This is a genomic window from Streptomyces sp. NPDC107528 (assembly GCF_055639295.1).
The window spans coordinates 955,468-979,370 of sequence record NZ_JBVKAV010000002.1 but is presented as its reverse complement, the minus strand read 5'-3'; the positions used below and the strand labels follow the sequence as shown (position 1 = coordinate 979,370).

23 protein-coding genes are annotated in these 23,903 nt (G+C 71.5%); 14 read left to right on the top strand and 9 right to left on the bottom strand.

The window, feature by feature from the left end; translation table 11 throughout:
- Window positions 1-4: 4 nt before the first annotated feature.
- Genes ectB through thpD form a run of 3 tightly spaced genes read left to right on the top strand, consistent with a single transcriptional unit; the run spans window position 5 to window position 2,604 of the window.
- Window positions 5-1,276: a diaminobutyrate--2-oxoglutarate transaminase gene (gene ectB, locus ACZ7L5_RS09505; RefSeq protein ID WP_328882500.1), complete on the top strand. Its 1,272-nt coding sequence runs from the start codon at window positions 5-7 to the stop codon at window positions 1,274-1,276.
- Window positions 1,277-1,304: 28 nt separating this feature from the next.
- Complete coding sequence (locus ACZ7L5_RS09500; protein WP_328882499.1) at window positions 1,305-1,709, top strand: ectoine synthase; 405 nt, start codon at window positions 1,305-1,307, stop codon at window positions 1,707-1,709.
- Between the two features lie 7 nt (window positions 1,710-1,716).
- A complete protein-coding gene (thpD, locus tag ACZ7L5_RS09495; protein ID WP_365062250.1) occupies window positions 1,717-2,604 on the top strand; it encodes an ectoine hydroxylase in 888 nt (295 codons plus the stop codon).
- 199 nt (window positions 2,605-2,803) lie between these two features.
- Here the strand turns inward: thpD and ACZ7L5_RS09490 are convergent, their stop codons facing one another.
- The 5 genes from ACZ7L5_RS09490 to ACZ7L5_RS09470 all read right to left on the bottom strand — a co-directional run bounded on the left by ACZ7L5_RS09490 (window position 2,804) and on the right by ACZ7L5_RS09470 (window position 7,626).
- Complete coding sequence (locus ACZ7L5_RS09490; protein ID WP_471515702.1) at window positions 2,804-3,820, bottom strand: maleylpyruvate isomerase family mycothiol-dependent enzyme; 1,017 nt, start codon at window positions 3,818-3,820, stop codon at window positions 2,804-2,806.
- 348 nt (window positions 3,821-4,168) lie between these two features.
- Window positions 4,169-5,221, bottom strand: a complete 1,053-nt coding sequence (locus ACZ7L5_RS09485; protein ID WP_471515700.1) for an aminotransferase class V-fold PLP-dependent enzyme — start codon at window positions 5,219-5,221, stop codon at window positions 4,169-4,171.
- A gap of 99 nt (window positions 5,222-5,320) precedes the next feature.
- Window positions 5,321-6,037 (bottom strand): DsbA family oxidoreductase, encoded by a 717-nt coding sequence (locus tag ACZ7L5_RS09480; RefSeq protein WP_471515699.1) that lies wholly within the window; start codon window positions 6,035-6,037, stop codon window positions 5,321-5,323.
- Between the two features lie 75 nt (window positions 6,038-6,112).
- Complete coding sequence (locus ACZ7L5_RS09475) at window positions 6,113-6,616, bottom strand: GNAT family N-acetyltransferase (RefSeq protein WP_471515697.1); 504 nt, start codon at window positions 6,614-6,616, stop codon at window positions 6,113-6,115.
- A complete protein-coding gene (locus tag ACZ7L5_RS09470) occupies window positions 6,613-7,626 on the bottom strand; it encodes a GlxA family transcriptional regulator (protein WP_471515695.1) in 1,014 nt (337 codons plus the stop codon). The genes ACZ7L5_RS09475 and ACZ7L5_RS09470 overlap by 4 nt, the downstream gene beginning before the upstream one ends.
- A 71-nt stretch (window positions 7,627-7,697) precedes the next feature.
- Here ACZ7L5_RS09470 and ACZ7L5_RS09465 point away from each other — a divergent pair, with 71 nt between their 5' ends.
- Window positions 7,698-9,086: an MFS transporter gene (locus ACZ7L5_RS09465; RefSeq protein WP_471515693.1), complete on the top strand. Its 1,389-nt coding sequence runs from the start codon at window positions 7,698-7,700 to the stop codon at window positions 9,084-9,086.
- Here ACZ7L5_RS09465 and ACZ7L5_RS09460 read toward each other — a convergent pair.
- Both ACZ7L5_RS09460 and ACZ7L5_RS09455 read right to left on the bottom strand, forming a co-directional pair.
- A complete protein-coding gene (locus tag ACZ7L5_RS09460; protein WP_471515691.1) occupies window positions 9,046-9,654 on the bottom strand; it encodes a DUF1349 domain-containing protein in 609 nt (202 codons plus the stop codon). The two genes, ACZ7L5_RS09465 and ACZ7L5_RS09460, sit on opposite strands and share 41 nt — an antisense overlap.
- A 53-nt stretch (window positions 9,655-9,707) precedes the next feature.
- Entirely contained in the window at window positions 9,708-10,304 is a 597-nt protein-coding gene (locus ACZ7L5_RS09455; protein ID WP_365062241.1) for an LURP-one-related family protein, read from the bottom strand.
- A gap of 180 nt (window positions 10,305-10,484) precedes the next feature.
- On the opposite strand from ACZ7L5_RS09455, the gene ACZ7L5_RS09450 reads away from it, so the two are divergent.
- Window positions 10,485-12,245 (top strand): sensor histidine kinase, encoded by a 1,761-nt coding sequence (locus tag ACZ7L5_RS09450; protein WP_471515688.1) that lies wholly within the window; start codon window positions 10,485-10,487, stop codon window positions 12,243-12,245.
- A 93-nt stretch (window positions 12,246-12,338) separates the two neighbouring features.
- Window positions 12,339-13,001 carry a response regulator transcription factor gene (locus ACZ7L5_RS09445; protein WP_471515686.1) on the top strand — a complete coding sequence of 221 codons (663 nt, stop codon included), beginning with the start codon at window positions 12,339-12,341 and terminating at the stop codon, window positions 12,999-13,001.
- A gap of 116 nt (window positions 13,002-13,117) precedes the next feature.
- Here ACZ7L5_RS09445 and ACZ7L5_RS09440 read toward each other — a convergent pair whose 3' ends face one another.
- Entirely contained in the window at window positions 13,118-14,647 is a 1,530-nt protein-coding gene (locus ACZ7L5_RS09440) for an aldehyde dehydrogenase (NADP(+)) (protein WP_471515684.1), read from the bottom strand.
- Window positions 14,648-14,777: 130 nt separating this feature from the next.
- On the opposite strand from ACZ7L5_RS09440, the gene ACZ7L5_RS09435 reads away from it, so the two are divergent.
- The 6 genes from ACZ7L5_RS09435 to ACZ7L5_RS09410 all read left to right on the top strand — a co-directional run bounded on the left by ACZ7L5_RS09435 (window position 14,778) and on the right by ACZ7L5_RS09410 (window position 20,554).
- Window positions 14,778-15,551 (top strand): IclR family transcriptional regulator, encoded by a 774-nt coding sequence (locus ACZ7L5_RS09435; protein WP_328882487.1) that lies wholly within the window; start codon window positions 14,778-14,780, stop codon window positions 15,549-15,551.
- Between the two features lie 4 nt (window positions 15,552-15,555).
- Window positions 15,556-16,026 carry a GNAT family N-acetyltransferase gene (locus tag ACZ7L5_RS09430; protein WP_471515681.1) on the top strand — a complete coding sequence of 157 codons (471 nt, stop codon included), beginning with the start codon at window positions 15,556-15,558 and terminating at the stop codon, window positions 16,024-16,026.
- An 80-nt stretch (window positions 16,027-16,106) separates the two neighbouring features.
- A complete protein-coding gene (locus ACZ7L5_RS09425) occupies window positions 16,107-17,108 on the top strand; it encodes a hypothetical protein (protein ID WP_471515679.1) in 1,002 nt (333 codons plus the stop codon).
- Window positions 17,105-18,394, top strand: a complete 1,290-nt coding sequence (locus tag ACZ7L5_RS09420) for a sensor histidine kinase (protein WP_471515677.1) — start codon at window positions 17,105-17,107, stop codon at window positions 18,392-18,394. The genes ACZ7L5_RS09425 and ACZ7L5_RS09420 overlap by 4 nt, the downstream gene beginning before the upstream one ends.
- Entirely contained in the window at window positions 18,391-19,053 is a 663-nt protein-coding gene (locus ACZ7L5_RS09415; protein ID WP_471515675.1) for a response regulator transcription factor, read from the top strand. The genes ACZ7L5_RS09420 and ACZ7L5_RS09415 overlap by 4 nt, the downstream gene beginning before the upstream one ends.
- Window positions 19,054-19,108: 55 nt before the next feature.
- Window positions 19,109-20,554: a peptidoglycan D,D-transpeptidase FtsI family protein gene (locus ACZ7L5_RS09410; protein WP_471515673.1), complete on the top strand. Its 1,446-nt coding sequence runs from the start codon at window positions 19,109-19,111 to the stop codon at window positions 20,552-20,554.
- 4 nt (window positions 20,555-20,558) lie between these two features.
- On the opposite strand, the gene ACZ7L5_RS09405 is transcribed toward ACZ7L5_RS09410, so the two are convergent.
- Entirely contained in the window at window positions 20,559-22,010 is a 1,452-nt protein-coding gene (locus ACZ7L5_RS09405) for an NCS2 family permease (protein ID WP_471515671.1), read from the bottom strand.
- A gap of 258 nt (window positions 22,011-22,268) precedes the next feature.
- Between ACZ7L5_RS09405 and ACZ7L5_RS09400 the strand changes: the two genes are divergently transcribed.
- Both ACZ7L5_RS09400 and ACZ7L5_RS09395 read left to right on the top strand, forming a co-directional pair.
- Complete coding sequence (locus ACZ7L5_RS09400; protein ID WP_471515669.1) at window positions 22,269-22,838, top strand: SigE family RNA polymerase sigma factor; 570 nt, start codon at window positions 22,269-22,271, stop codon at window positions 22,836-22,838.
- Entirely contained in the window at window positions 22,835-23,698 is an 864-nt protein-coding gene (locus tag ACZ7L5_RS09395) for a hypothetical protein (RefSeq protein WP_471515667.1), read from the top strand. Before ACZ7L5_RS09400 ends, ACZ7L5_RS09395 begins: the two co-directional genes overlap by 4 nt.
- Window positions 23,699-23,903 lie beyond the last annotated feature (205 nt).

Sequence of the window (23,903 nt, the reverse complement as noted above, 5' to 3'; positions counted from 1 at the left end):
CGTCGTGACCATCACCCAGCCCGACCTCAGCGTCTTCGAGACCCTCGAGTCCGAGGTGCGCAGCTACTGCCGCGGCTGGCCCACCGTCTTCGACCGCGCGCGCGGCAGCCGCATGTACGACGAGGACGGCCACGAGTACCTGGACTTCTTCGCCGGCGCGGGCTCGCTGAACTACGGGCACAACAACCCGGTCCTGAAACGGGCCCTGATCGACTACCTGGAGCGTGACGGCGTCACGCACGGGCTCGACATGTCCACGAGCGCCAAGCGTGCCTTCCTGGAGTCCTTCCAGAACATCGTGCTGCGGCCGCGTGACCTGCCGTACAAGGTCATGTTCCCGGGCCCCACGGGCACCAACGCCGTGGAGTCGGCGCTCAAGCTGGCGCGGAAGGTGAAGGGTCGCGAGGCCATCGTGTCCTTCACCAACGCCTTCCACGGGATGTCCCTGGGCTCCCTCGCCGTGACCGGCAACGCCTTCAAGCGGGCCGGGGCGGGCGTCCCGCTCGTGCACGGCACGCCGATGCCGTTCGACAACTACTTCGACGGCACGGTCGAGGACTTCCTGTGGTTCGAGCGGCTCCTGGAGGACCAGGGCTCTGGGCTCAACAAGCCCGCCGCCGTGATCGTGGAGACCGTGCAGGGCGAGGGCGGCATCAATGTCGCCCGTGCGGAGTGGCTGCGCGCCCTGTCCGAGCTGTGCGAGCGGCAGGACATGCTGCTGATCGTCGACGACATCCAGATGGGCTGCGGCCGTACCGGTGCCTTCTTCTCCTTCGAGGAGGCGGGCATCACCCCGGACATCGTCACCGTGTCCAAGTCCATCAGCGGCTACGGACTGCCCATGTCGCTGTGCCTGTTCAAGCCCGAGCTGGACATCTGGGAGCCGGGCGAGCACAACGGCACCTTCCGCGGCAACAACCCCGCCTTCGTCACCGCCACCGCCGCGCTGGAGACGTACTGGACCGACGGGTCCGCGATGGAGAAGCAGACCCGCAAGCGCGGCGAGCAGATCGAGCAGGCGTTCATCTCCATCACCGAGGAGAACCTCGCCGACGTGCGGGAGTACCGCGGACGCGGGCTCGTGTGGGGCCTGGAGTTCCACGACAAGGAGCGCGCCGGACGAGTGGCGAAGCGCGCCTTCGAGCTGGGCCTGCTCATCGAGACGTCGGGCCCGGAGAGCGAGGTCGTGAAGCTGCTTCCGGCGCTCACGATCACCCCGGACGAGCTGGACGAGGGTCTGAGCATCCTCGCCCGCGCCGTGCGGGAAACCATCTGAAACACCACCTAGGAGGCATCGCAGCACCGTGATCGTCCGTTCGTTCAAGGAGATCGAAGGCACCGACCGCCACGTCAAATCGGCGTCCGGTACCTGGGAGAGCAAACGCATCGTCCTCGCCAAGGAGAGGGTCGGCTTCTCGCTGCACGAGACGATCCTGTACGCGGGTACGGAGACGTCGATGTGGTACGCGAACCACATCGAGGCCGTCGTCTGTGTCGAGGGCGAGGCCGAGCTGACCGACCACGAGACCGGGCGGACGCACGCGATCACGCCCGGGACCATGTACCTCCTGGACGGGCACGAGAGGCACACGCTGCGGGTCAAGAAGGACTTCCGCTGCATCTGCGTCTTCAACCCGCCCGTGACCGGCCGGGAGGACCACGACGAGAACGGCGTATACCCGTTGCTCACCGAGCCCGAGGAGGTGTGAGAAACCCATGACCACCGTCACCGATCTCTACCCCAGCCGCGGCGCCACCGAGGTGTCGACCCCGCGCCAGGACCCCGTTGTGTGGGGCTCCCCCGACACGCCGGGGCCGATCGGGGCCACCGAACTCCAGTCGTTCGAGCGCGACGGCTTCCTGGCCATCGACCAGCTCATCACGGACGACGAGGTGGCCGTCTACGCACAGGAGTTGGAGCGGCTGGTCACCGACCCGGCGATCCGTGCCGACGAGCGGTCGATCATCGAGCCGCAGTCCAAGGAGATCCGGTCCGTCTTCGAAGTGCACAAGATCAGTGAGGTGTTCGCCTCCCTCGTGCGCGACGAGCGGGTCGTCGGCCGGGCTCGGCAGATCCTCGGCTCGGACGTGTACGTCCACCAGTCGCGGATCAACGTCAAGCCGGGCTTCGGGGCCAGTGGGTTCTACTGGCACTCCGACTTCGAGACCTGGCATGCCGAGGACGGTCTGCCGAACATGCGGACGGTGTCCGTCTCGATCGCGCTGACCGAGAACTACGACACCAACGGCGGGCTCATGATCATGCCCGGCTCCCACCGGACCTACCTCGGGTGCGCGGGGGCCACGCCGAAGGACAACTACAAGAAGTCCCTCCAGATGCAGGACGCGGGCACGCCGTCCGACGAGGCGCTGACGAAGATGGCCTCCGAGTACGGCATCAAGCTCTTCACGGGCAAGGCCGGTTCGGCGACCTGGTTCGACTGCAACTGCATGCACGGCTCCGGCGACAACATCACGCCGTTCCCGCGCAGCAACGTGTTCATCGTCTTCAACAGCGTCGAGAACACGGCCGTCGACCCCTTCGCGGCCCCGATCCGCCGCCCGGAGTTCATCGGGGCGCGGGACTTCACCCCGGTGAAGTAGCCCTTCCCAACCACGCTGCCGACGCGGCCGCACCAGTACGTTCAGTACGGCGGCCGCGTCGCCCGTGGCACGCCTCGGCACTGCGAACCCGGCCGGGGGCACGGGGGTCGTCCCCCGCACAATGCAGCATCGGGGCGCGGGACTTCACCCCGGTGAAGTGACCTCACGCCCGTGAAACGACCCGCCCGTGAGGTGACCCTCACAGCCACGCCAGCGACGCGGCACGCTCCAGTACGTTCTGGGCGGCGGCCGCGTCGCCGGTGGTGCCTCTTGGGACCGTGGCCGGGGATCGTCGGCCGCCGACCAGGAGGCAGAAGTCGAGGGGGTCGAGAGTGAGTTCGGTCTGTACGGGCTCGTCCTCGGAACCCAGCACCCATTCCTCGCCCCCGGTGACCGAGAAGAGCACCGGGGGCGCGGTGGGTCCCAGGGACAGGCCGAGGATGCGGACGGCGAGGCGGATCAGCTGCCTCAGGTGCTGTTCGGGCGGCGGCGGGACCGTGAGGCCGAGCGCGCGGCCGATGTCGTCGGTGTGGATCCAGGTCTCGAAGGCGCGCACCAGGAAGTGCTCGGCGACGGGCAGCCGCAGCCCCATCAACGTCACCGCCCGGGCGGCGAGTTCGACGTCGTGGGCCTCGGATGCGCCGAGCAGGTCGTCCGCCTGCGCGGCCCAGTCGGCCACGGTCTCGTCCGGCGTACGGCCGTGCTCATGGGCGATGACCTCCGCCGTACGGCGGTTCCAGGCGTCCTCCCACTGCGGGCCTTCCTCGACCGGCGTGGGCGGCACTCGGGAGCCCGCGCCGAGCCGGGCGGCCAGGTGCTCGTCGGCGGCGAGGAGGTGGGCGACGGTGGCGTGCGCGTCCCAGTCGTGCACGACCGGCGTGGCCCAGCGGCCCGCGAGCTCGGGCAGCAGCGCCTTCAGCCCGGCGACGGTGGCGGCGTAGGGCGCGGCGTGTGCGGCGACGCCGGGGCCGGCGGCCGGGCGCGTGCTCAGGGCGAGGGACAGCGCGGGCGGCGCTCCGTCGGCCGGCCACCCGGCGGGAGCCCGCAGCGGTGGCCCTTCCAGCAGCCGTACCGTCTCCCGCAGCCGCGCCGCCTCCGCCGCGCAGCTCTCGCACTCGGCGAGGTGCGCCGGGACCGCCTTCTCCTCGGCCGGTTCGAGGGCGCCGAAGGCCCACGCGGCCAGCAGCTCACGTACCGCCTCGTGATCGTCGGTCACCGCGCGCCTTCTCTCCGTGCCCGTGCCCGGTTCGTCCCCTCTCGCCATCATGCGCCTCTTTGGAGCGCCGGGTCCGGTGGGCCGGCCAAGGCTCGGCCGAGGTACGCAGGGCGGTACGCAGCCTGTCGGCGACGGCCTGGAGCGCCGAGTCGTCGCCCGGCGTTCTCGCGGTGCCTGGCGAGGACCTCCCGTGCCAGGACCTCGGCGGCGGCCACGCCGCTGCGCGAGGCCGGCCGGGGTGCTCAAGAGCGCGGATGGTGCGGCTCGTGACGAGTGCCGGTGCACCGTGGCTAATCGCGCGGTCCCCGCGCCCCTTGAGCGGCTGCGCCGTCCCGAGGGGCCCGTGGTTCAGGAAGACAGGACGTCCAGCAACCGGTCGACATCCTCCGGGGTGTTGTAGAGGTGGAAGGCCGCGCGCAGGTTGCCCGCGCGGTCGGAGACCTGGATGCCGGCCGCGCTCAACTCGGTCTGGCGGTGGCCGAGTCCTGGCACCGACACGATCGCCGAGCCGGGGGCCGGCACCGGTGCGTGGCCGAGCGTGGCGAGTCCCGCGCGGAAGCGGTCGGCGAGGGCGAGGTCGTGGGCCTGGACGGCGCTCACGCCGAGTTCCTCGATCAGCTCCAGGGAGGTGCGCAGCCCGGCGAAGGTGAAGAGGCCGGGGCTGATGTCGAAGCGGCGTGCGGAGTGGGCGAGGTTCTCGACGGGGCCGTAGCAGCTGTCCCAGGGGACCTCGCCGGCGACCCAGCCGGCGAGCAGCGGGGTCAGCCCGCCGAAGTCCTCGGGGACGACGCAGAACGCGGCTCCGTGCGGGCCCATGAGCCACTTGAAGCCGACGGCGGCGAGGAAGTCGTACTCACCGGCCTCCATCGGCAGCCATCCGGCCGACTGAGAGGCGTCGACATAGGTGCGCGCCCCGTGTGCGCGGGCCGCCGCGCACACCGCGGGCAGGTCGGCGACGCGGCCGTCGGCGGACTGCGCGGAGCTGACGGCGACGAGCGCGGTGTCCGGGCGGACGGCCTCGGCGAGACGGTCCAGCGGGACGGCGCGCACCTTGAGGTCGCCGCGCATGTGGAAGGGGTTCACGAGGGAGGCGAAGTCGGCCTCCGCGGTGAGGACTTCGGCTCCGGCCGGTAGCGAGGCGGCGATCAGCCCGCCGTACTCGGCGACCGAGGCCCCGGTCGCGACCCGCTCGACGGGGACGCCTGCCAGCCGGGCGAAGGAGGCGCGGACGGCCTCCACGTCCTCGTACAGCGGGCCGAGCGGCGTGCCCTCGGCCCGCATCCGCACGGCCTGCTGCACGGCCGTCACGGTGCGGGCCGGCAGCAGGCCGTTGCTCGCGGTGTTGAGATAGACGTTCTTCGGGGCGAACTCGGCACGGACGAGGGTCTCGAAGGTCTCCATGGCTCCACTCTGAGCCCTCGGCACCTCTCGGTCCATTGCGATTCTTTACGTGGTTTCGCCAAGCGACGCTTATGGATCGGCCCTGACCTGCGCGTTCGGTCAGTGCTGCGGCACCGCGCAGCCATCCGGACCGCATGCGTCCGCGTCGCCCTGGTCGATCAGCGTCAACGGCGACCGCTCGCCCCAAGCCTGCGTGAGCGCCTGCTCGAAGACCTCGGCGGGCTGGGCGCCGGAGACGCCGAACTTGCGGTCGAGGACGAAGAACGGCACCCCGGTGGCGCCGAGCTGGGCGGCCTCGCGCTCGTCGGCGCGGACCTCGTCGGCGTAGGCGTCCGGGTCGGCGAGGACCTTGCGGGCGTCGTCGGCGTCGAGGCCGGCGGCGACAGCCAGCTCCACGAGCCGCTCCTCGCCCTCGGCGAAGACGGACCGCTCCTCGGCGAAGTTCGCCCGGTAGAAGATCTGGATCAGTGCGTCCTGTTTGCCCTGCTCCTTGGCGAGGTGCAGGAGCCGGTGCATGTCGAAGGTGTTGCCGTGGTCGCGGCCCTCGGTGCGATAGTCGAGCCCCTCCGCGACGGCCTGCGCGCCGAGATTCGCCTCGCCGGCCTGGGCCTGCGCCTCGCTCATGCCGTACTTCCTGGTGAGCATCGTGATCACGGGCTGGATGTCGCCCTTGGCACGCCCGGGGTCCAGCTCGAACGAGCGGTGCACCACCTCGACCTGCTCGCGGTGCGGGAAGGCCTGAAGCGCCTTCTCGAAGCGGGCCTTGCCCACGTAGCACCAAGGGCAGGCGATATCGCTCCAGATCTCGACGCGCATGTCTGTGGCTCTCTCCAGGTCGGACGGAAACGGAGACACCCTCCGCAGACTGGCTGAACGTTCAAGCAGCGGGGTTCATTCCCCGGTCACGCAGAACCGCAGGTTCAGGCGCCGGTCGCCCTCGGCGGGCGGGTCGTCGGGGTCGGGCAGCCAGCCCCGGCCGGCGTAGAAGGTCTGCGCACTCCGGTTGTCCACGTGCACGTCCAGCACGGCCGTGCGCATGCCGTCGGCCTGCCACTCCTCCACGCAGGCCGCGTGCAGGGCGGTGCCGACGCCACGGCCCCGGCGGTCGGGGTCGACATGGAACTGGAACAGCTTGACCGTGTCGGCGGGCGTGCCCTCGGGGGTGCGGAAGGACGCGACGGCGACGATCCGGCCCTGCTCGACCACGCACAGCACATGACCCTCGGGCCGCTCGATGGCGGCGGACCACGCGGCGGACGACTCGGTCCCCTCCTCCGGGATGCCGTCCGGGTGGTACGCCGCCCGGACGCGCGCGTGCAGGGCGGCGACGGCCTCCGCCTCGGCGGGCACGACGGTACGGATCACCCGGGCCGCGGTCACTCTGTCACCGATCATGCAACCGAGGACGTGACCCCGGCGGCTTCGGTTCCGGCCACGCCCGCGGTGGCGAGCCGGCTGAACTGCGCCCGGTAGCCGCTCGGCGTCAATCCGGTACGGCGGACCAGATGCCCCCGCAGCGAGTCGGCCGTGCCCAGCCCGCAGGCGCGGGCCACCTGGTCCATGGGCAGGGCGGTGGTCTCCAGCAGCTCCTTGGCGCGCTCGATGCGCTGATGGAGCAGCCACTGCAGCGGGCTCACTCCGCTCTCGGCGTGGAACCGGCGGGTGAGGGTGCGGACGCTGACGCCGGCGTGACGGGCCAGGTCGGTGAGGGTGAGCGGTTTGTCGAGGTTGCGCATGGCCCAGCCGCGGGTGTCGGCGCAGGCGTTGCCGCGCTCGGGCGGCAGCGGGGTCTGCGTGAACTGGGTCTGGCCGCCCGGCCGCACGGGCGCGACGAGGGCACGCCGGGCGACCTCGTTGGCGACGGCGGCGCCGTAGTCGGTGCGGATGATGTGCAGGCACAGGTCGATGCCGGCGGCGTAGCCGGACGAGGTGAGGTACGGCCCGTCCTGCACGTAGAGCACATCGCCCCGCAGGTCGACGTGCGGGTAGCGGCGGCGCAGCTCCTCGGCGTGTGCCCAGTACGTGGTGGCGCGGCGCCCCTGCAGCAGGCCCGCCTCGGCGAGTTGGAAGGCGCCGGTGCACAGGGACGCGATGCGTTTGCCGGCGTCGGCCGCGTCGCGGACGGCGGTGACGATCCGCGACTCCGGCTCGAAGGGTTCCCCGGTCCCGGCGACGAGCACGGTGTCCGCCTCGCGCACGGCGTCGAGTCCGTGCCGTACGTACAGGTCGAGCCCTCCGCTGGTGGGCACCGGTCCCGGCTCGGCCGCACAGACGACCACCTCGTAGCCCGGCCGCCCGGCCACCTCGACCTTGCCGAACAGCATCTCCGGGATGGCGAGGTTGAACATCGAGACCGGCGACGGTGCGACGACGGCGATGCGGTGCGGGGCACGCGACTGGTGCATGGCCAGAACCTCCGGGAGCATGGCATTTTGGCCACTACTCTACGACGGCGTGGATCCGCAGCATGGAGGGCATGTCCACGAACCAGACCCTCACGGGCGATGAACTCGCCCTGTCCCCCGGCGCGTCGGGGCCCAAGAGGCCCTCGTCCGCGCTCACCCTCACCGCCGGCCTCCTCGGCTTCGCGCTGGTCTGCCTCGACGCGTCCATCGTGAACGTGGCCCTGCCCGCGATCGGTTCCTCCCTCGGAGGCGGAATGTCCGGGCTCCAGTGGGTCGTGGACGCCTACACGCTGGCGTTCGCCGCGCTGATGCTGTCCACCGGCGCGTTCTCGGACCGGGTCGGGGCGAGCCGGGCGTACGCGATCGGCGCCGCCGTGTTCACGCTCGCCTCGGCGGCCTGCGGTCTGGCGCCGAACCTGCCGGCGCTGATCGGCGCGCGGGTGGTGCAGGGCATGGCGGCGGCCGTCGTGCTCCCGGCCTCGCTGGCGCTGGTGCGGCAGGCGTACGCCGATCCGGCGCGGCGCGCCCGTGCGGTGGCGGTGTGGGCGGCGGGCGGGTCGGCTGCGGTGGCGCTGGGCCCGGTGGCGGGCGGTGTGCTGACCACGGCCTGGGACTGGCGCGGGATCTTCTTCGTCAACCTTCCCGTCGGCGCGCTGATCCTCGTGCTGCTGGTGCGGGCCCCGCGCTCGCAGCGCCGTCCGGCACCGCTGGACCTGCCCGGCCAGGTGACGGCGGTGGTGGCGCTCACGGCGCTGACGTTCGCGGTGATCGAGGGCGGAACGGCCGGCTGGGCGGCGCTGGCGGTGGCCGTGCTGGCGGTGGTGGCGTTCCTCCGGGTCGAGGCACGTCACCCGCACCCGGTCGTCCCGCTGAGCCTGTTCCGCAACCGGACGGTCGCGGTGGCGGTCGCCGCGGGCGCGGCGGTCAGCGTGGCCTTCTACAGCATGGTGTTCGTCTTCTCGCTCTTCTTCCAGCAGGTACAGGGCCGTTCGGCGCTCCAGGCCGGGCTGATGTTCCTGCCGATGACGGGTCTGATCGCCGTGACGAACGTGCTGGCGGGCAAGCTCGCGGGACGCCACGGCGCCCGGCTGCCCATGCTGGTGGGGCAGGGCCTGGCCGTCGCGGGCCTGCTCGCGATGCTGTACGTCGACGCGGACACGCCTCCGACGCTGGTGGCCCTGCTCCTCGTCCCCATGGCGCTGGGCTGCGCGCTGACCGTGCCGCCGCTCACCGCGGCGATGATGGACGCCGTACCCGCCGAACGGGCGGGCCTGGCGGCCGGCGTGCTCAACGCGGCGCGGCAGATGGCCGGAGCGCTGGGCATCGCCGTCTTCGGGGCGCTGATCTCGGACGGGTTCGTGGCGGGGATGCGGCTGAGCCTGGGCATCAGCGCGGCCCTGCTCGCGGTGACGGGTCTGCTCAGCTTCCGTCTCGCAGGTCCTTCGGCCAGTCGGGCCTGAACTCCAGGTGGTCGTAGGTCACCACGCACCCCTCCCCCATCGGCGACTGCGTCATGAAGCCGACCAGGGCCGCGCCGGTCTCCTCCTCGTCGCCGAGGGTGAAGAGGCGGACGAAGGTCCACCGCTCGCCGTCGCGGGAGGCGTGGAAGGCGAAGGCACGGCCGGTCCGGCTCACCCGCAGCCACACCGAACTCCCCTCCACGGTGAAGGAGTTGGCGTCGTCGGAGTGGCCCCGGGTGACGACCGTGCAGACGGTGGGCACGTCCGGGGAGTACTCCAGGCACAGCTTGGCCCAGGCCCGCGCGCCGACGTGGACGTAGAGCACCCCGGCGTCGAAGGCGCCCGCGAATCCGACGGTGACGCGGGCGATCAGCTGGAAGTCGCCCTCGGGCGCCCCGAGCAGCCGGGGCGCGTCGGAGGCGGCGTCCAGGGCCTCCCCGGTGGGCGGCACGAAACGGTCCTGCCGGGCACCGGCCCAGCCGGAGAGCATGCCGTCCTCGTAGGACCAGTGGCCGTCGGGGCCGTAGGTGCGCAGCGGGAAAGGCAGTTCGGGGAGTTTCAGGTCCATGGCGGGATTCTTCCAGGCGGGGCGCGGCCGCGGGGGCCCCAGGGGGGTCCCGGTCAGCGCGACTGGAGTGCGTCCAGGGCCACGGCCTGGGCGATGGCGAGGCGCAGGTCGAGATCGGGCGAGGCCACGTCGACGAGATACCGGTCGCGCAGGCCTATCTTCTTGTCCACGCTCATCACCTGCTTGTCGCCCGAGGTGAAGTCGAAGTGGTACGGCCACACGAACGGCACCAGGTCGAGCGGCAGCAGCTCCCAGACCCGGCGCAGCACGGCCACGACCCGGTTGCGCTCCCGCCCGACGGCGGCGACCGAGCCCGGCTGGTCCAGTTCCCATGTCGAGCGCAGCAGGGAGGCGGCGAACTTCTTGCGGAACGTGCCGACGGGGTTGTCCGCCGCGTCCCGCACGTCGTAGACGGCGCCGACGTCGAGGACCTGACGGGCCTGGGCCGTGAACAGGACGCGGTTCTTGGACTCGTCGGTGTAGAAGGTCATCCGCTCCTTGAGCGTCATCCGCTTCTGCTCGGCGAAGGCCAGGACCCGGCCTTCGGAGCCGTCGGGCAGCGTCTCGGCCACCACATACCGGTTGATCATCAAGGTGGTCTTCTGCCGGATGGTGAAACGCTCGTTCGCCTGCCGTCGCGCACTGTCCACTGTTCCGCTCCCCGAGCCGGTGGTCCCTGCCGCCGGCTCCGTCGTCCGGCGGATCCAGCCTCACCGCGCGATGCGGCCCGGGGCAGTCTCCGTAAGTCGTCGTCCGCAGCGACCAAAGATGACGGCTGCGCCGGGGGCGGGGTGTTCACTTTCGTCGTTCGCGGGTGCGCCGAAGGGCGGATGCGGGCCCCGCCGGCGGCTGTCTATCGTCTGCGCGTGGACGTAGCAGTGATACCCCGTACCGACCGCCCGCTCCGCGCCCGGCTCGTCGCCGCCTCCCCGTGGCCCCGTAAGCGGATCATCGGGGAGGTCGTGCTCACCGTCGTGCTCTCCGTAACGGCGGGCCTCTTCGACGGCGATGCCGGATTCGGAGCGCGGGGCGTCGCCGTGGCCCTGGCCGTCGCCGTACTGTCGCTGGCCCGCCGCTCGCTGCCGGCGACGGTGCTGCTCGCCTCGTCGGCCATGGCCGGGGCCGTGGGCGGCGCGGCGCCGCTGCTGATGTACGCGAGCTGGTCGGCGGGCAGCCGCATCATGCGTCCCGGGCGGGCGGTGGCCGCGTACGCCGCGGGTTTCGTCCTCTACCTCGCTGTGGGCGCCCACAGCGCTGCCGGCGAGGAGTTCCAGCTGTCGCTGCTCATGACGGCCGCGCTGGCAGCGGGCACGTTTCTGGCGATGGTGATCGTGCCGGGGCTCGCCTCCCGCTATCGCGCCCAGCGTCACGCGCTGCTCGACGCCCTGCGGCGGCACAACACCCAGCTGGTGCGCGAGCAGGCGATGGTGGCGCGGCAGGCCCGCCTCCTCGAACGGCAGCGCATCGCCCAGGACATGCACGACAGCCTCGGCCACCAGCTCGCCCTCATCGCCGTGCACACCGGGGCGCTGGAGGTGGACCCGGAACTGGGCGAACGGCAGCGTGAAGGGGTGGGCATCCTCCGGGAGGCCTCCAGGGCGGCGATGCAGGAGCTGCGCGAGGCGGTCGGCATCCTGCGGGACGGCGTCGAGGCGCCGGCCGGGCAGCGGCCGGACCAGACCGACGCCGAGCCTCCGACGGCCCGCGTGGCGGCCGCCGTCGACGGTCTCGTCGAGGCGTCGCGGGCCGCGGGCGCGGCGATCGAGCTGCACCGGTCCGGCACCGTACGTCCCCTGGCGCCCGCCGCCGACCACGCGGCGTACCGCATCGCCCAGGAGGGCCTGACCAACGCGCACAAGCATGCACCGGGCGCCCCGATCACGGTGGCCCTGCGCTATGAACCGGACAGCCTGGTGGTCGAGGTGGCCAACGGGCCCGTGCCGGCCGGGGCGCCGGCGGCCCCGCCCGCGGTGAGCGGCGGCCAGGGCCTGGCGGGCCTGCGGGAGAGGGCACGGCTGGTCGGCGGCATGGTGCACACCGGCCCCGGCCCCGACGGCGGCTTCCGCCTCGCCGGTGTGCTGCCCTACGGCGGTGGCGAGACCGGGCCCCGCCCGGACGGCGCGACCTCCGTCGCCCCGGACGACGACTTTCGGGGGCAGTTCGGCGGGGGCGCGGCGGGCGACGGTGGAGCGGTCATCGACCGATCCGATCCGCAAGGGGAGTTCGCCGCCATCATGAGCAGCAAGAAGAAGGTCGCCCTCGGCTGTGCCGTCACCTCCGTCGTCCTCGTCGTGGGCGTTCTCGCCCTCGGGGCCTGGGGGTTGATGGCGCTGTTCGACGAGGTGGAGAGCGGCACCATATCCGCGAAGGTGTACAAGTCCGCGAAGGTCGGCGACGCCGAGAAGGACGTGAAGGCCAAGCTGCCGGAGGGCAGTTCCCTGCTCACCGAGGGCCAGGAGAAGAACGGCCCGCCGCTGCCCGAGGGTGCGGCGTGCCGTCACTATCTGGACATCGACGACGACATCGTCTACCGGTTCTGCTTCCGCGACGGGAAGCTGGTCGCCAAGGAGTCCTACAAGGACGAGATCTGAACGGCGGCAACCAGGTCGCACAGGTGACCGGATCGGGCATGATGGCGGGGCTCCGCCATCCACTCATCACACCGACACCGTGCAGGAGGCCGCGTGATCCGGGTCCTCGTCGCCGACGACGAGCCGCTCATCCGGGCCGGCATCAGGATGATCCTCACCTCTGCCGACGACATCGACGTCGTCGCCGAGGCGGCGGACGGCCGGGAGGCGGTGGAGACCGCCCGGAGCACCGCGGTCGACGTGGCCCTGCTGGACATCCAGATGCCGGTGATGGACGGACTGACCGCGCTGGCCGAGCTCGGCCGGGCCGCGCCGGGGGTACGCGCGCTGATCCTGACCACGTTCGGCGAGCGCGACAACGTCCTGCGGGCCCTCGGCCACGGCGGCGCGGGCTTCCTGCTGAAGGACTCCGCGCCGCAGGAGCTGATCCACGCGGTGCGCGCGGCGGCGGCCGGCAACGCCTATCTGTCCCCGGCCGCCACCAAGCACGTCGTGGACACCCTCGCCTCCCCCGCCGCCACAGCGCGCGGCGAGGAGGCCCGCCGGCGGTTGGCCGACCTGACCGCACGCGAACGCGAGGTCCTGGCCCTGCTGGGCGAGGGCCTGTCCAACGCGGACGCGGGGGCCCGCCTGCACATGAGCGAGGCCACCGTGAAGACGTACGTCAGCCGCATCCTGACCAAGCTCGACTGCGAGAACAGGGTGCAGGCGGCCCTCCTGGCCCGGGACGCGGGCCTGGAGGCGGACACGAACTGACCCCCGAACGCCGGCGGCGCCGCCACGCCTTCAGGGGCGCGGGGAACTGCGCGGCCAGCCACGACGGCGCCGCAGATCGACGACGGCCGAATCCCCCGGCGCTCCCAGCGAAGCGCTCAGCGCTCCAGCGTGCCGTTGAACCGCCGGGGCAGCCCCAGCGGGTTGTCGTCCCGCAGCTCCGCGGGAAGCAGCGCCTCGGGCGCGCCCTGATAGGCGACCGGCCGCAGCCACCGTTCGATCGCGGTGCCGCCCACCGAAGTCGACGTCGAGGTCGTCGCCGGGTACGGACCGCCGTGATGCTGGGCCGGCGCCACCGCGACACCCGTGGGCCACCCGTTGACCAGCACGCGACCGGCCAGCGGCGTCAGCTCCGCGAGGATCTCCGCGCCGCGTCCCTCGCCCGCCGCCTCCTCGGCCGACAGGTGAACCGTCGCCGTGAGGTTGCCCGGCAGCCGGGACAGCACGGCCCGGGCCTCGGCGTCGTCGTCGTAGCGGACGATGACCGTCACCGGCCCGAAGCACTCCTCCAGGAGCAGGTCGTGCGCCCCCTCGGCGGTCAGTTTCTCGGCCGCGACCGTCAGGAACCCGGCGCTGACCGTGTGCTCCCCGCCCGCCCCCGGCGTCACCGGCGACTCCACGTCGGGCAGTTCGGTGCGCTCGGCGACCCCGGAGATGAAGTTGTCCCGCATCCGGTGGTCCAGCAGGACGCCCGCCTCGGTGTCACTGACGGCGTCCGTGAGCGACTTCAGCAGACGGTCACCGGCCGCACCGCTCGGCGCGAGCACGAGCCCGGGCTTCACACAGAACTGGCCGACGCCCAGCGTCATCGAGCCGGCCAGCCCCGTGCCGATGGCCTCGGCCCGCTCGGCGGCGGCGGCCTCGGTGATCACGACGGGGTTCAGGGAGCCCAGCTCGCCGTGGAAGGGGATCGGGACGGGACGGGCCGCGGCGGCGTCGAAGAGGGCACGACCGCCCCGTACCGAACCGGTGAAGCCGACCGCGGCGACCAGCGGGTGCCTGATCAGCTCGATGCCGGCCTCGAAGCCGTGCACCAGGCCCAGTACACCCGCCGGGATGCCGTGCTCGGCGGCAGCCGTACGCAGCACCTTGGCGACCAGCTCGGACAGCGCCGGGTGGTCCGGGTGGGCCTTGACGACGACGGGGCAGCCCGCGGCCAGCGCGCTCGCGGTGTCGCCGCCGGCGACGGAGAAGGCGAAGGGGAAGTTGGAGGCCGAGTAGACGGCGACGACGCCGAGGGACACCTTGTAGCGGCGCAGGTCCGGGACGGGCGGGGTCGCGGTGTCGTCGGGGTGGTTGATGACGACGTCGAGGAAGGCGCCCTCGTCGACGATGTCCGCGAAGGCCCTCAGCTGGTAGCAGGTGCGGGCGAGTTCGCCGGTGAGGCGGACCGGGCCGAGCGCGGTCTCGGCGTCGGCGGCCTCGACGAGGTGGTCCTTGGCGGCCTGCAGCCGGTCGGCGGCGCCGCGCAGGAAGGCCGCGCGGACCGTGCGGTCGGCGAGGGAGCCGCGCGCCTCGTGCGCGGCGCGGACGGCGGCGTCCACCTCCTGGGCTGTGGCCTCCACCGCAACCTGTTCACGCTGCTTCCCGGTTCGGGGGTCGACACTCCAGACTGGTGCTGCTGCCACCGCGGGTCCCTCCACATGTAATGCCGCAGTACTGGGTCATCCACCAGGGTCGTTCGATATACTGAACGCTGTCTCTGATGATGAATATGCTTCGGAGACTATTTCCCGTCGAACGAAGGGGTCAAGGGCGATGTCGGCTGTCGAGACGGGGGGCGGAGCGCAGGTCAAGTCCGCGGTACGGACGGTTGAACTGCTCGAATACTTCGCCGGACGCCCCGGTATGCACTCCCTCGCCGCGGTCCAGGAGGCCGTCGGTTACCCCAAGTCGAGTCTGTACATGCTGCTGCGCACGCTCGTGGAGCTGGGCTGGGTGGAGACCGACGCGACGGGCACGCGGTACGGCATCGGCGTACGGGCGCTGCTGGTCGGCACCTCGTACATCGACGGCGACGAGGTGGTCGCGGCGGCGCGTCCGACGCTGGACCGTCTCTCGGACGACACGACGGAGACGATCCACCTGGCCCGGCTGGACGGCACGAACGTCGTCTACCTGGCCACCCGCCAGTCCCAGCACTACCTGCGCCCCTTCACCCGGGTCGGCCGCCGGCTCCCGGCCCACTCGACCTCCCTCGGCAAGGCGCTGCTGAGCACCTACACGGACGAACAGGTCCGCAAGATGCTCCCGGAGACGCTCCCCGCGCTGACCGAGAACACGATCACCGACCGCGAGAAGCTCATCGAGGAGCTGCATCAGGTCCGCGACCAGGGCTTCGCCGTCGACCGCGAGGAGAACACCCTCGGCCTGCGCTGTTTCGGCGTGGCGATCCCGTACCGCACGCCGGCCCGCGACGCGATCAGCTGCTCGGTGCCGGTGGCACGGCTGACGCCCGCGCACGAGCAGATGGTGAAGGACGCGCTGTTCGACGCGCGCGACCGGCTGACGCTGGCCACTCGTAGGCTCTGACTCCATGGATGTGGAACTCCGTGAGGTGCACGACAGCGATCTTCCAGTCTTCTACCGGCAGTTGAACGACCCGGAGGCCCTGCGGATGGCGGCCTTCACCCCCAAGGATCCGGACGACTGGGACGCCTTCGACGCGCGTTGGAGGCGGATCCGGTCCTCGGGCGACGTCCTGCGCACGATTCTGGCCGACGGTGACGTGGTGGGCAGCGCGGCCGTGTACGGGGACCCCGGCGAGCGGGAGGTCACCTACTGGGTCGACCGCGCGTACTGGGGCCGGGGTGTTGCCACGGCCGCCCTGCTGAGGCTGCTGGCCGAAGTTCCCGAACGCCCGCTGTACGCACGGGCGGCGGCCGACAACGAGGGCTCGCTGCGGGTGCTGTCCAAGTGCGGGTTCCGGGTGAGCGCGCACGCGAGGGGCTTCGCGAACGCGCGGGGCGAGGAGATCGACGAGGTAGTGCTGCACCTGGAGGGCTGAGGTCCTCTCCCCCGTCAGGCGGAGACGGATCGTCGCCGTGCAGGAGGCGCCGGCCGGTGCTCTCGCGGGAGCGTGGCGGTATGACGCAGACACTCGCTCCCGCCCCGGAGGCCGACGCCGCTGTCGGTCCCGGCAGGTCCCGTCGCGCCCTGCGGGCCGTCGCCATCGTCTCCTGCGTGCCCTATCTCTCGCTCAAGGTCGCCTGGATCGCCGGGAGTCACATCGGGATCCCGGCGGGCAGCGCGCTGCTGGAGCACCGGGCGAGCATGGCCGTCGCCAACAGCGTGACCGTCCTCATGGACACGGCCGTGATCGTGCTCGCGCTGGTGCTGACCCGGCCGCGGGGGCTGCGGGTGCCCGCGTGGCTCCTGGCCTTCCCCGCGTGGGTGGCCACCGGGCTGCTCGCACCCCTCATGGCCGGGTTCCCGATCCAGCTTCTCGTGGGCGCCCTCGGCGGCACCCTGGACACCACCGACGACGGCGGGGAGCCGTTCCTCCACACGTGGGTGTACGGCGTCGTCTACACGGGGTTCATCGTGCAGGGCCTCTCCCTCGGCGCCCTGTTCGTGCTGTACGCCCGCGACCGCTGGGGCGGACTGTGGGAGGGCCGGGTCTGGGAGCTGCCGGTCGGCGTCATCGGGTCGGCCCAGCGGGCGATCGCCGTGGCCGCCGCCGTCCTCTCGCTGCTGCCCCTGACCGCCCACGTGCTGTGGGCGTGCGGCAGCACCGCCGGGCTCAACGGGACTCGCGTCACCGACCGGACCAGCGACTTCTACGTCATGGAGGTCCTGTCCGCCGGCTTCCTCGTCATGGCCGTCACCGGTGGCTTCCTCCTCGCCTTCCGGCGCGGCCGGGCGCTGCCCGTCAAGCTGCCGCTCGCCCTCGCCTGGGTCGGCTCCGCGGCCTTGGTGTGCTGGGCGGGCTGGCTGGCGGTGGCCACGCTCACCGACATGGCCGACGGCCCGACGCCGCTGGAGAACTACGCCTACGCTGGCGAGATGATCGTCGGCATCCTTGTCGCCTGCCTCGGCGTCCACTTCCTCGCGGAGCGCTCCGCGAGGAGGAAACGTCGTACGGCGTGAGCCGGTTCCTCGGGTTGCTGTTCGGGCGGCGGGCGCGTCGGCGCTGGATCCATCTGATCCTCGGCGGCGCGCTCGCCATGCCGTACGTCTTCGTCGGCCAGCTCGTCGTCGGCCCCGCGACCAACTCCCGGTACGTCTTCAACGACCTCCCCCTGCAACTGCTCTCCTTCACCGTCGGGTTGCCCCTCGCCGCCCTCACCGCGGCCCTGTTCCCGCTGACCCGGCCCCTGGAGGCGGGGGCGGTGCGGTCGTTGTGCGGTGTCGACGCGGGCCTGCTCGCTCACGGGCCCGCCCGGTCGCGGGCGGCGAAGGGGCGGGCGGCTGCCTGGTTCACGCTGCATCTCGGGTTCGGCGGGATCATCTCGGGGATGTCGCTGGCGGTTCCGCCGTTCGCCGGCTTCCTCACCGCGCTGCCGCTGCTCGTGTGGCTGGGCGGCACGCGGCTCGTGGACCTGCCCGAGGCCCTCGACCGGACCTGGGTGCTCGCGCTCGCGCCGGTCGCGGGCGTGGCGACGCTCGTCGCACTCGCCGGCTGCGCGGCCGTCTGCGGCTCGCTTCTCGCCCGCTGGGCGCCCGCGTTGCTCGGCCCCACGCCGGAGGACCGGCTCGCGGCGGTCGAGGCACGCGCCGCCGACCTCGCCGTGCGCAACCGGCTCGCGCGCGAACTGCACGACTCCGTCGGCCACGCCCTGAGCGCCGTCACCCTGCAGGCGAGCGCGGCCATCCGAATCCTCGACACCGACCCGGAGTTCGCCCGCGAGGCCCTCGCCGCGATCGAGGACACGACCCGGCGTACGGTCGGCGAACTCGACGCCGTCCTGGGCGTGTTGAGGGACGGCGGCACTCCCGGTACGGCCCCGGCGCCCACCCTCGGCGCCGACCTGGACGGCCTGCTGCACCGCACGCGCGCGGGCGGGCTGCGTGTGACCGCCAGGGTCGACGCCGATGCCGGGGCACTGCCGCCCGTACTGTCCCGTGAGGCCTACCGCATCGTGCAGGAGGGGCTGAGCAACGCCCTGAAGCATGCCGGGGAGCGGGTGAGCGCGACCCTGCGGATCGTGATCACCGAAGGGGATCTGGAGATCAGCGTGGAGAACCCGCTGACCCACGCCCCCACCTGCCGCCCCGGCGGCGGCCACGGCCTGCGCGGCATCGCCGACCGGGCCAGGCTGCTGGGCGGGACGATGGAGGCGGGGCCGGCGGAAACGGTCGCGGCGCGGGGCATCTGGAGACTGCGCGTACGGCTGCCGATGACCTGCCCACCGACCCCGAGGGAACGCCCATGACGCCCCGCCCCACGATCCGCGTCGTCCTCGCCGACGACGAGCGCATGGTCCGCAGCGCCCTGCGCGCCATCCTCTCCGCCGAGCCGGACCTGGAGGTGGTCGGCGAGGCGGCGACCGGTGCCGAGGCCGTGAGCGTCGTACGGGACCGGAGACCCGACGTCGTGCTCATGGACGTACGCATGCCCGAGATCGACGGCATCCGGGCCACCGAGCAGATCCTCGCCACCCTCGACGAACCGCCCCGTATCGTCGTCGTCACCACCTTCGAGAACGACTCCTACGTGTACGACGCCCTGCGCGCGGGAGCCGCCGGGTTCCTGCTGAAGCGGGCGGACGCCGACGCCCTCGTGCAGGCCGTACGGCTGGTGTCGCACTCCGACACCCTGCTGTTCCCGTCGGCCGTACGCACCCTCGCGGCCGAGCACGCGCGCGCGTACCCCGCACCGCCGGCCTGGGTGGCAAGGCTCACAGGCCGCGAGAGCGAGGTGCTGCGGCTGATGGCGCAGGGCCTGACCAACGCGGAGATCGCACGGCGGATGGAGGTCGGCCCGGCCACCGTGAAGTCACATGTGGCGGCGGTGCTGGCGAAGACCGGCACGCGGGACCGCACGCAGGCCGTGATCGCCGCGTACGAGGCGGGCTTCATGAACGCTCGATGAGAAAGGGGGGCGCAAGGGAACGATTGCCCCCATCCTGATCGTCCTCTCGAGTGGGATGAACAAGACGATCAGGCGGGCGTCCGTCTTCACGCTGCTCCTGGTGTTCGCTCTGCTGGTCAGGGCGACCTGGGTGCAGTTCTACGACGGCCAGGCCCTTGCGGACGACAAGAACAACCGACGAAACACGATGGCGCTGTACAGCCAGCCGCTCGGCAACATCATCGTGGGCGGCGAGGCGGTCACCGGCTCGGCGCCGACGAAGAGCGGCGACCTCGCGTACAAGCGGACCTACACGGACGGCTCGCTGTACTCGGCCGTGACCGGCTACAGCTCGCAGGCGTTCGGAGCGACCCAGCTGGAGGGGATCTACCAGGACCTGCTCGACGGCAGCGACACCCGCGTGAAGAGCGTGATGGACACGATCACCGACAAGCGGGCCGACCCGGGCAATGTGATCACGACGATCGACCCGGATGTGCAGAAGGCGGCGTACGACGCGCTCGGCGACAAGAAGGGCGCCGCCGTCGCGATCGACCCCGCCACCGGGAAGATCCTCGCGGTCGTCTCCACTCCGTCGTACGACCCGTCGCGCATCACCACGGGCGACTCGGAGGCCTGGAAGCAGCTGACCAAGGACCCCGAGAAGCCGATGACGAACCGCGCGCTGCGGCAGCCGCTGCCGCCGGGCTCGACGTTCAAGCTGGTCGTGGCGGCCGCCGCGCTGGAGGACGGGCTCTATTCGTCGGTGGACGAGAAGACGGACAGCCCGGACCCGTACGACCTGCCGGACTCGAGCCGCGACCTGGGCAACGAGAACCCCAACGCGCCCTGCGAGAACGCCTCGATCAGGGTCGCGCTCCAGTACTCCTGCAACAACGTCTTCGGCAAGATGGCCGTGGACCTGGGCCAGGACAAGGTCCGCGAGACGGCCGAGAAGTTCGGCTTCAACGACGAGGAGCAGGACGTCCCGGTGCGGGCGTACCCCAGCGTGTACCCGTCCGACATGGACCGGCCGCAGACCGCGCTGTCCGGTATCGGCCAGTTCGACGTCACCGCGACCCCGCTGCAGATCGCCATGGTGTCGGCGGCCATCGCCAACGGCGGCAAGCTGGTCTCGCCGCACATGGTGTCGCAGATCACCGATGGCGGCGGCGATGTCCTGGAGAACTACGACGACAGCGCGGAGACCAAGGAGATCGTCAGCTCCGACACCGCCGAGCAGCTCCAGTCGGCGATGCAGACGGTCGTCGAGGAGGGCACGGGCACGAACGCGCGTATCCCGGGCGCGACGGTGGGCGGCAAGACGGGCACGGCCCAGCACGGCGAGAAGAACAGCAAGACGCCGTACGCCTGGTTCACGTCGTACGGGAAGGCCGAAGGCAAGGAGGTCGCCGTGGCGGTGATCGTGGAGCAGTCGAACGCGTCCCGCTCCGAGGTCAGCGGCAACGGGCTGGCCGCCCCCGTGGCCAAGAAGGTGATGGAGGCGGCGCTCAAGAGCTAGCCGGTCACTTGACGCCCAGAAGCTGCTCGATCGGGTTGATGGCGAAGTACACGAGGAACAGCACCGACGTTCCCCACAGCAGCCAGTGGATCTCCTTCGCCTTGCCCAGCACCGTCTTGATCACCACGTAGGCGAGGAAGCCCGCCCCGATGCCGTTGGTTATCGAGTAGGTGAAAGGCATGACGGCGATGGTCAGGAAGGCCGGGATCGCGATCTCGTACTTGTCCCAGTCGATGTGCTTGACCTGGGTCATCATCAGGAAGCCGACGGCGACGAGCGCGGGCGCGGCGGCCTGGAGCGGGACGATGGTGAGCAGCGGGGTCAGGAAGAGGGCCAGGGCGAACAGGCCTCCGGTGACGAGGTTGGAGAAGCCGGTGCGCGCGCCTTCGCCGACGCCGGCGGCCGACTCGATGTAGGAGGTCGCCGAGGACGAGGAGGCCGCGCCGCCCGCTGCCGCCGCGGCGCCGTCGATCAGCAGCACCCGGCCGAGGTTCGGCACCTTGCCCTGCTCGTCGAGGAGTCCGGCCTCGGCGCTGATGCCGACGACGGTGCCCATGGTGTCGAAGAAGTCGGACAGCACCAGCGTGAAGATCAGCAGGACGACGGTGACAATGGTGGTCTCGCCGAACGCGCCGAACAGGCTGAAGTCGCCGAGGCGTCCGAAGTCGGGAGTGTCGACCACCTTGTCGGGCCAGGCGGGTGTGGTCAGGCCCCAGGCCTTGATGTCGGCGACCGAGTTGATGACCATCGCGAGGAGCGTCATGGTCACGATGCTGATCAGGATGGCGCCCTTCACCTTCCGGGCGAGCAGGGCGATCGTCAGCAGAACTCCGAGGCAGAACACGAGGATCGGCCACCCGGTGAGTTGGCCGGTGCCGCCCAGCTGAACCGGCACGGTGGTGTTCGCGATGTCCGGGATACGGCTGACGAACCCGGCGTCGACGAAGCCGATGAAGGCGATGAACAGCCCGATGCCGACGCTGATCGCCTGCTTGAGCGGTTGCGGGATGGCGTGCATGACGGCCTCGCGCAGCCCGGTCACCACCAGTACGCAGATCAGCAGGCCTTCGAGGACGACCAGGCCCATCGCGTCGTCCCAGGACATCAGCGGAGCGATCTGGAAGGCGACGACGGCGTTCAGGCCCAGACCGGCGGCGAGGGCGAGCGGGAGGTTGCCGCCGACGCCCATGATGATCGTCATGACCGCGGCCACCAGGGCGGTGGCGGTGGTGAGTTGGACCGCATCCAACTGATGGCCGAACTTGTCCTTCGCGCTGCCCAGGATGATGGGATTCAGGACAAGGATGTAGGCCATCGTGAAGAACGTGGCGAAGCCGCCGCGTATCTCACGGGCGAAGGTGGAACCCCGTTCGGAGATCTTGAAGAACCGGTCGACGCTGTTCACGCCTGGCGGCGGGGCAGTTGACCGGTCGGCCACCTTCTGGGAATCGGACATGGCGGATGCTCCTTGCTGCCTGACTGATCGGTGTGCGGATGCTGGCTGGATTGTTCCCGCGTTGAACGCGCTTCAGGTTTTCTCCGTGTTACGGAATCAGGCCTGCTCACGTGCGACGCACCACACGTCGTTCGAGACCTCGTACGAACAGGACATTCGATCGCTGCTACGCTTCCCGACCTCGCAGCATGATCGCGGAAAGATCGCCGGACGATCACATGTCATACACATGCCACTCATAGGCAAGGAGGGCCGTCCGTGGGCACGGTCGTCGACGACGCCGCCTCCGTGGAGTTCCATGCCTTCTTCGAGCGTCACTATGCCGAACTCGCGCGCCTGGCCCACCTGCTGACAGGTGAGGCGGACGCCGCCGACGACCTGGCCGCCGACGCGTTGCTGGCGCTGTGGCACCGCTGGGACCGGGTCCGCGCGGCCGACCATCCGGTCGCGTACGCGCGCGGCGTCGTGGCCAATCTGGCCCGCACCAGAATCCGCAGCGCGGTCCGGGAGCGGCGGCGGGTCGCCCTGTTCTGGTCGCAGCGCGAGGAGAAGACGGAGAACCCGGACGTCGCGGGCGTCGTCGACGTCCAGGAGGCATTGCGTGGACTCCCGTTCCGCAAACGCGCCTGTGTGGTGCTGCGGCACGCGTTCGACCTGTCCGAGAAGGACACCGCGCTCGCCCTCGGGATATCGGTCGGTACGGTGAAGAGCCAGACCTCGAAGGGGATGGCCGAACTGCAACGGCTGCTCGGGACGCAGGGCGCTCCCCTCAAGGTGCACGCGGCGGCGATGATGCGCACCGAGGGCGCCGCGGGAAGGAACCGATGATGCGGCGGGACGTGCACGACGAACTGCGCGCCCGGCTGCACGAGGCGGCCGAGGCGCACGAGCCCGACCGCGAGCGGCTCCTGGCCCGCGTCCAGCGCGGCATGGCGGCCCCCTCCGGGCAGCCCCGCACCGACCACCGGGCGACCAACCCTCCGGTGTACGGCTGGTTCCGGGTCGTGAGCGCGACGGCCGCGGTCGCCGGAGTGCTCGCGGTCGGCGGGTACGCGGTGGCGTCCGCCGTGCAGGAGGACGCCCCGCAGCAGTCGGTGGCCACTTCGCCGACGCCGGCCCCGGAGGCGACGACCCGGGCCCCGGTCCCGCCCGCCCCGTCGGCCGACCCGACGCCGGCGCCGACGCCCAAGTCCCGCGGGACGGCCGAGGCGCCGACGCGACAGCCGACCGCCACGGCCGAGCCCCCCGCGGCCAAGGGCGAGCAGGACGGCCCCCTGTGGTCGGACGGCTCGGTGGACCCGCACAGCAACGACTTCTGGGCGCAGAGCAATCTGACCCTCAGGACGAGCGAGCAACTCACCGCGCTCACGGTCCGGTTGAGGATCAAGCAGACCGGCGGGGTCAGCACGGCCGGCGCGTGGCGCTCGCTGCCGGAGGAGGACTTCACGCTGACCGTCGGGGAGAAGGACGGCTTCCTCGTCTACACCTGGGCGCTCAAGGAGGGCCGTACGGTCCGCGAGGGCGCGTGGGTGTTCGCGGGGCAGTACGACCATGAGCGCGGCGGCCGGGACGCGCGCGACGACAGCTACGCGATGACGGCCACGGCGGGCGGCGAACAGCTGTCGGTGGCGGGCGGCTTCGCGGCGCACGACGCCAGCGACTCGGCGGCGACCGACGGAGATGCGTGAAGCACCATCCGGAAGCAACCTCCCGCGGTTTCTCGGCATCTGTCATCACGTACGCGATCTGACAGCGCATACGCGCGAGAGAGCCCCCTGGACCTGTCGGCATGAGCCCCCCTCGGCCGGCAGAGCGGAACGCCCCGCCGGTGACGACCGGCGGGGCGTTCGCGCGTGCGCCGAGCGCCGGCCCAATCCCCCACCCGCCTGCTGG

What these genes read in the sequence shown, in the direction of transcription:
- thpD (WP_365062250.1), top strand. Translation starts at nt 1,717, where the DNA reads ATGACCACCGTCACCGATCTCTACCCCAGCCGCGGCGCCACCGAGGTG.
- ACZ7L5_RS09485 (WP_471515700.1), bottom strand. Translation starts at nt 5,221, where the DNA reads ATGGAGACCTTCGAGACCCTCGTCCGTGCCGAGTTCGCCCCGAAGAAC.
- ACZ7L5_RS09480 (WP_471515699.1), bottom strand. Translation starts at nt 6,037, where the DNA reads ATGCGCGTCGAGATCTGGAGCGATATCGCCTGCCCTTGGTGCTACGTG.
- ACZ7L5_RS09475 (WP_471515697.1), bottom strand. Translation starts at nt 6,616, where the DNA reads ATGATCGGTGACAGAGTGACCGCGGCCCGGGTGATCCGTACCGTCGTG.
- ACZ7L5_RS09470 (WP_471515695.1), bottom strand. Translation starts at nt 7,626, where the DNA reads ATGCACCAGTCGCGTGCCCCGCACCGCATCGCCGTCGTCGCACCGTCG.
- ACZ7L5_RS09465 (WP_471515693.1), top strand. Translation starts at nt 7,698, where the DNA reads ATGTCCACGAACCAGACCCTCACGGGCGATGAACTCGCCCTGTCCCCC.
- ACZ7L5_RS09460 (WP_471515691.1), bottom strand. Translation starts at nt 9,654, where the DNA reads ATGGACCTGAAACTCCCCGAACTGCCTTTCCCGCTGCGCACCTACGGC.
- ACZ7L5_RS09450 (WP_471515688.1), top strand. Translation starts at nt 10,485, where the DNA reads ATGCGGGCCCCGCCGGCGGCTGTCTATCGTCTGCGCGTGGACGTAGCA.
- ACZ7L5_RS09435 (WP_328882487.1), top strand. Translation starts at nt 14,778, where the DNA reads ATGTCGGCTGTCGAGACGGGGGGCGGAGCGCAGGTCAAGTCCGCGGTA.
- ACZ7L5_RS09430 (WP_471515681.1), top strand. Translation starts at nt 15,556, where the DNA reads ATGGATGTGGAACTCCGTGAGGTGCACGACAGCGATCTTCCAGTCTTC.
- ACZ7L5_RS09425 (WP_471515679.1), top strand. Translation starts at nt 16,107, where the DNA reads ATGACGCAGACACTCGCTCCCGCCCCGGAGGCCGACGCCGCTGTCGGT.
- ACZ7L5_RS09415 (WP_471515675.1), top strand. Translation starts at nt 18,391, where the DNA reads ATGACGCCCCGCCCCACGATCCGCGTCGTCCTCGCCGACGACGAGCGC.
- ACZ7L5_RS09410 (WP_471515673.1), top strand. Translation starts at nt 19,109, where the DNA reads ATGAACAAGACGATCAGGCGGGCGTCCGTCTTCACGCTGCTCCTGGTG.
- ACZ7L5_RS09405 (WP_471515671.1), bottom strand. Translation starts at nt 22,010, where the DNA reads ATGTCCGATTCCCAGAAGGTGGCCGACCGGTCAACTGCCCCGCCGCCA.
- ACZ7L5_RS09395 (WP_471515667.1), top strand. Translation starts at nt 22,835, where the DNA reads ATGATGCGGCGGGACGTGCACGACGAACTGCGCGCCCGGCTGCACGAG.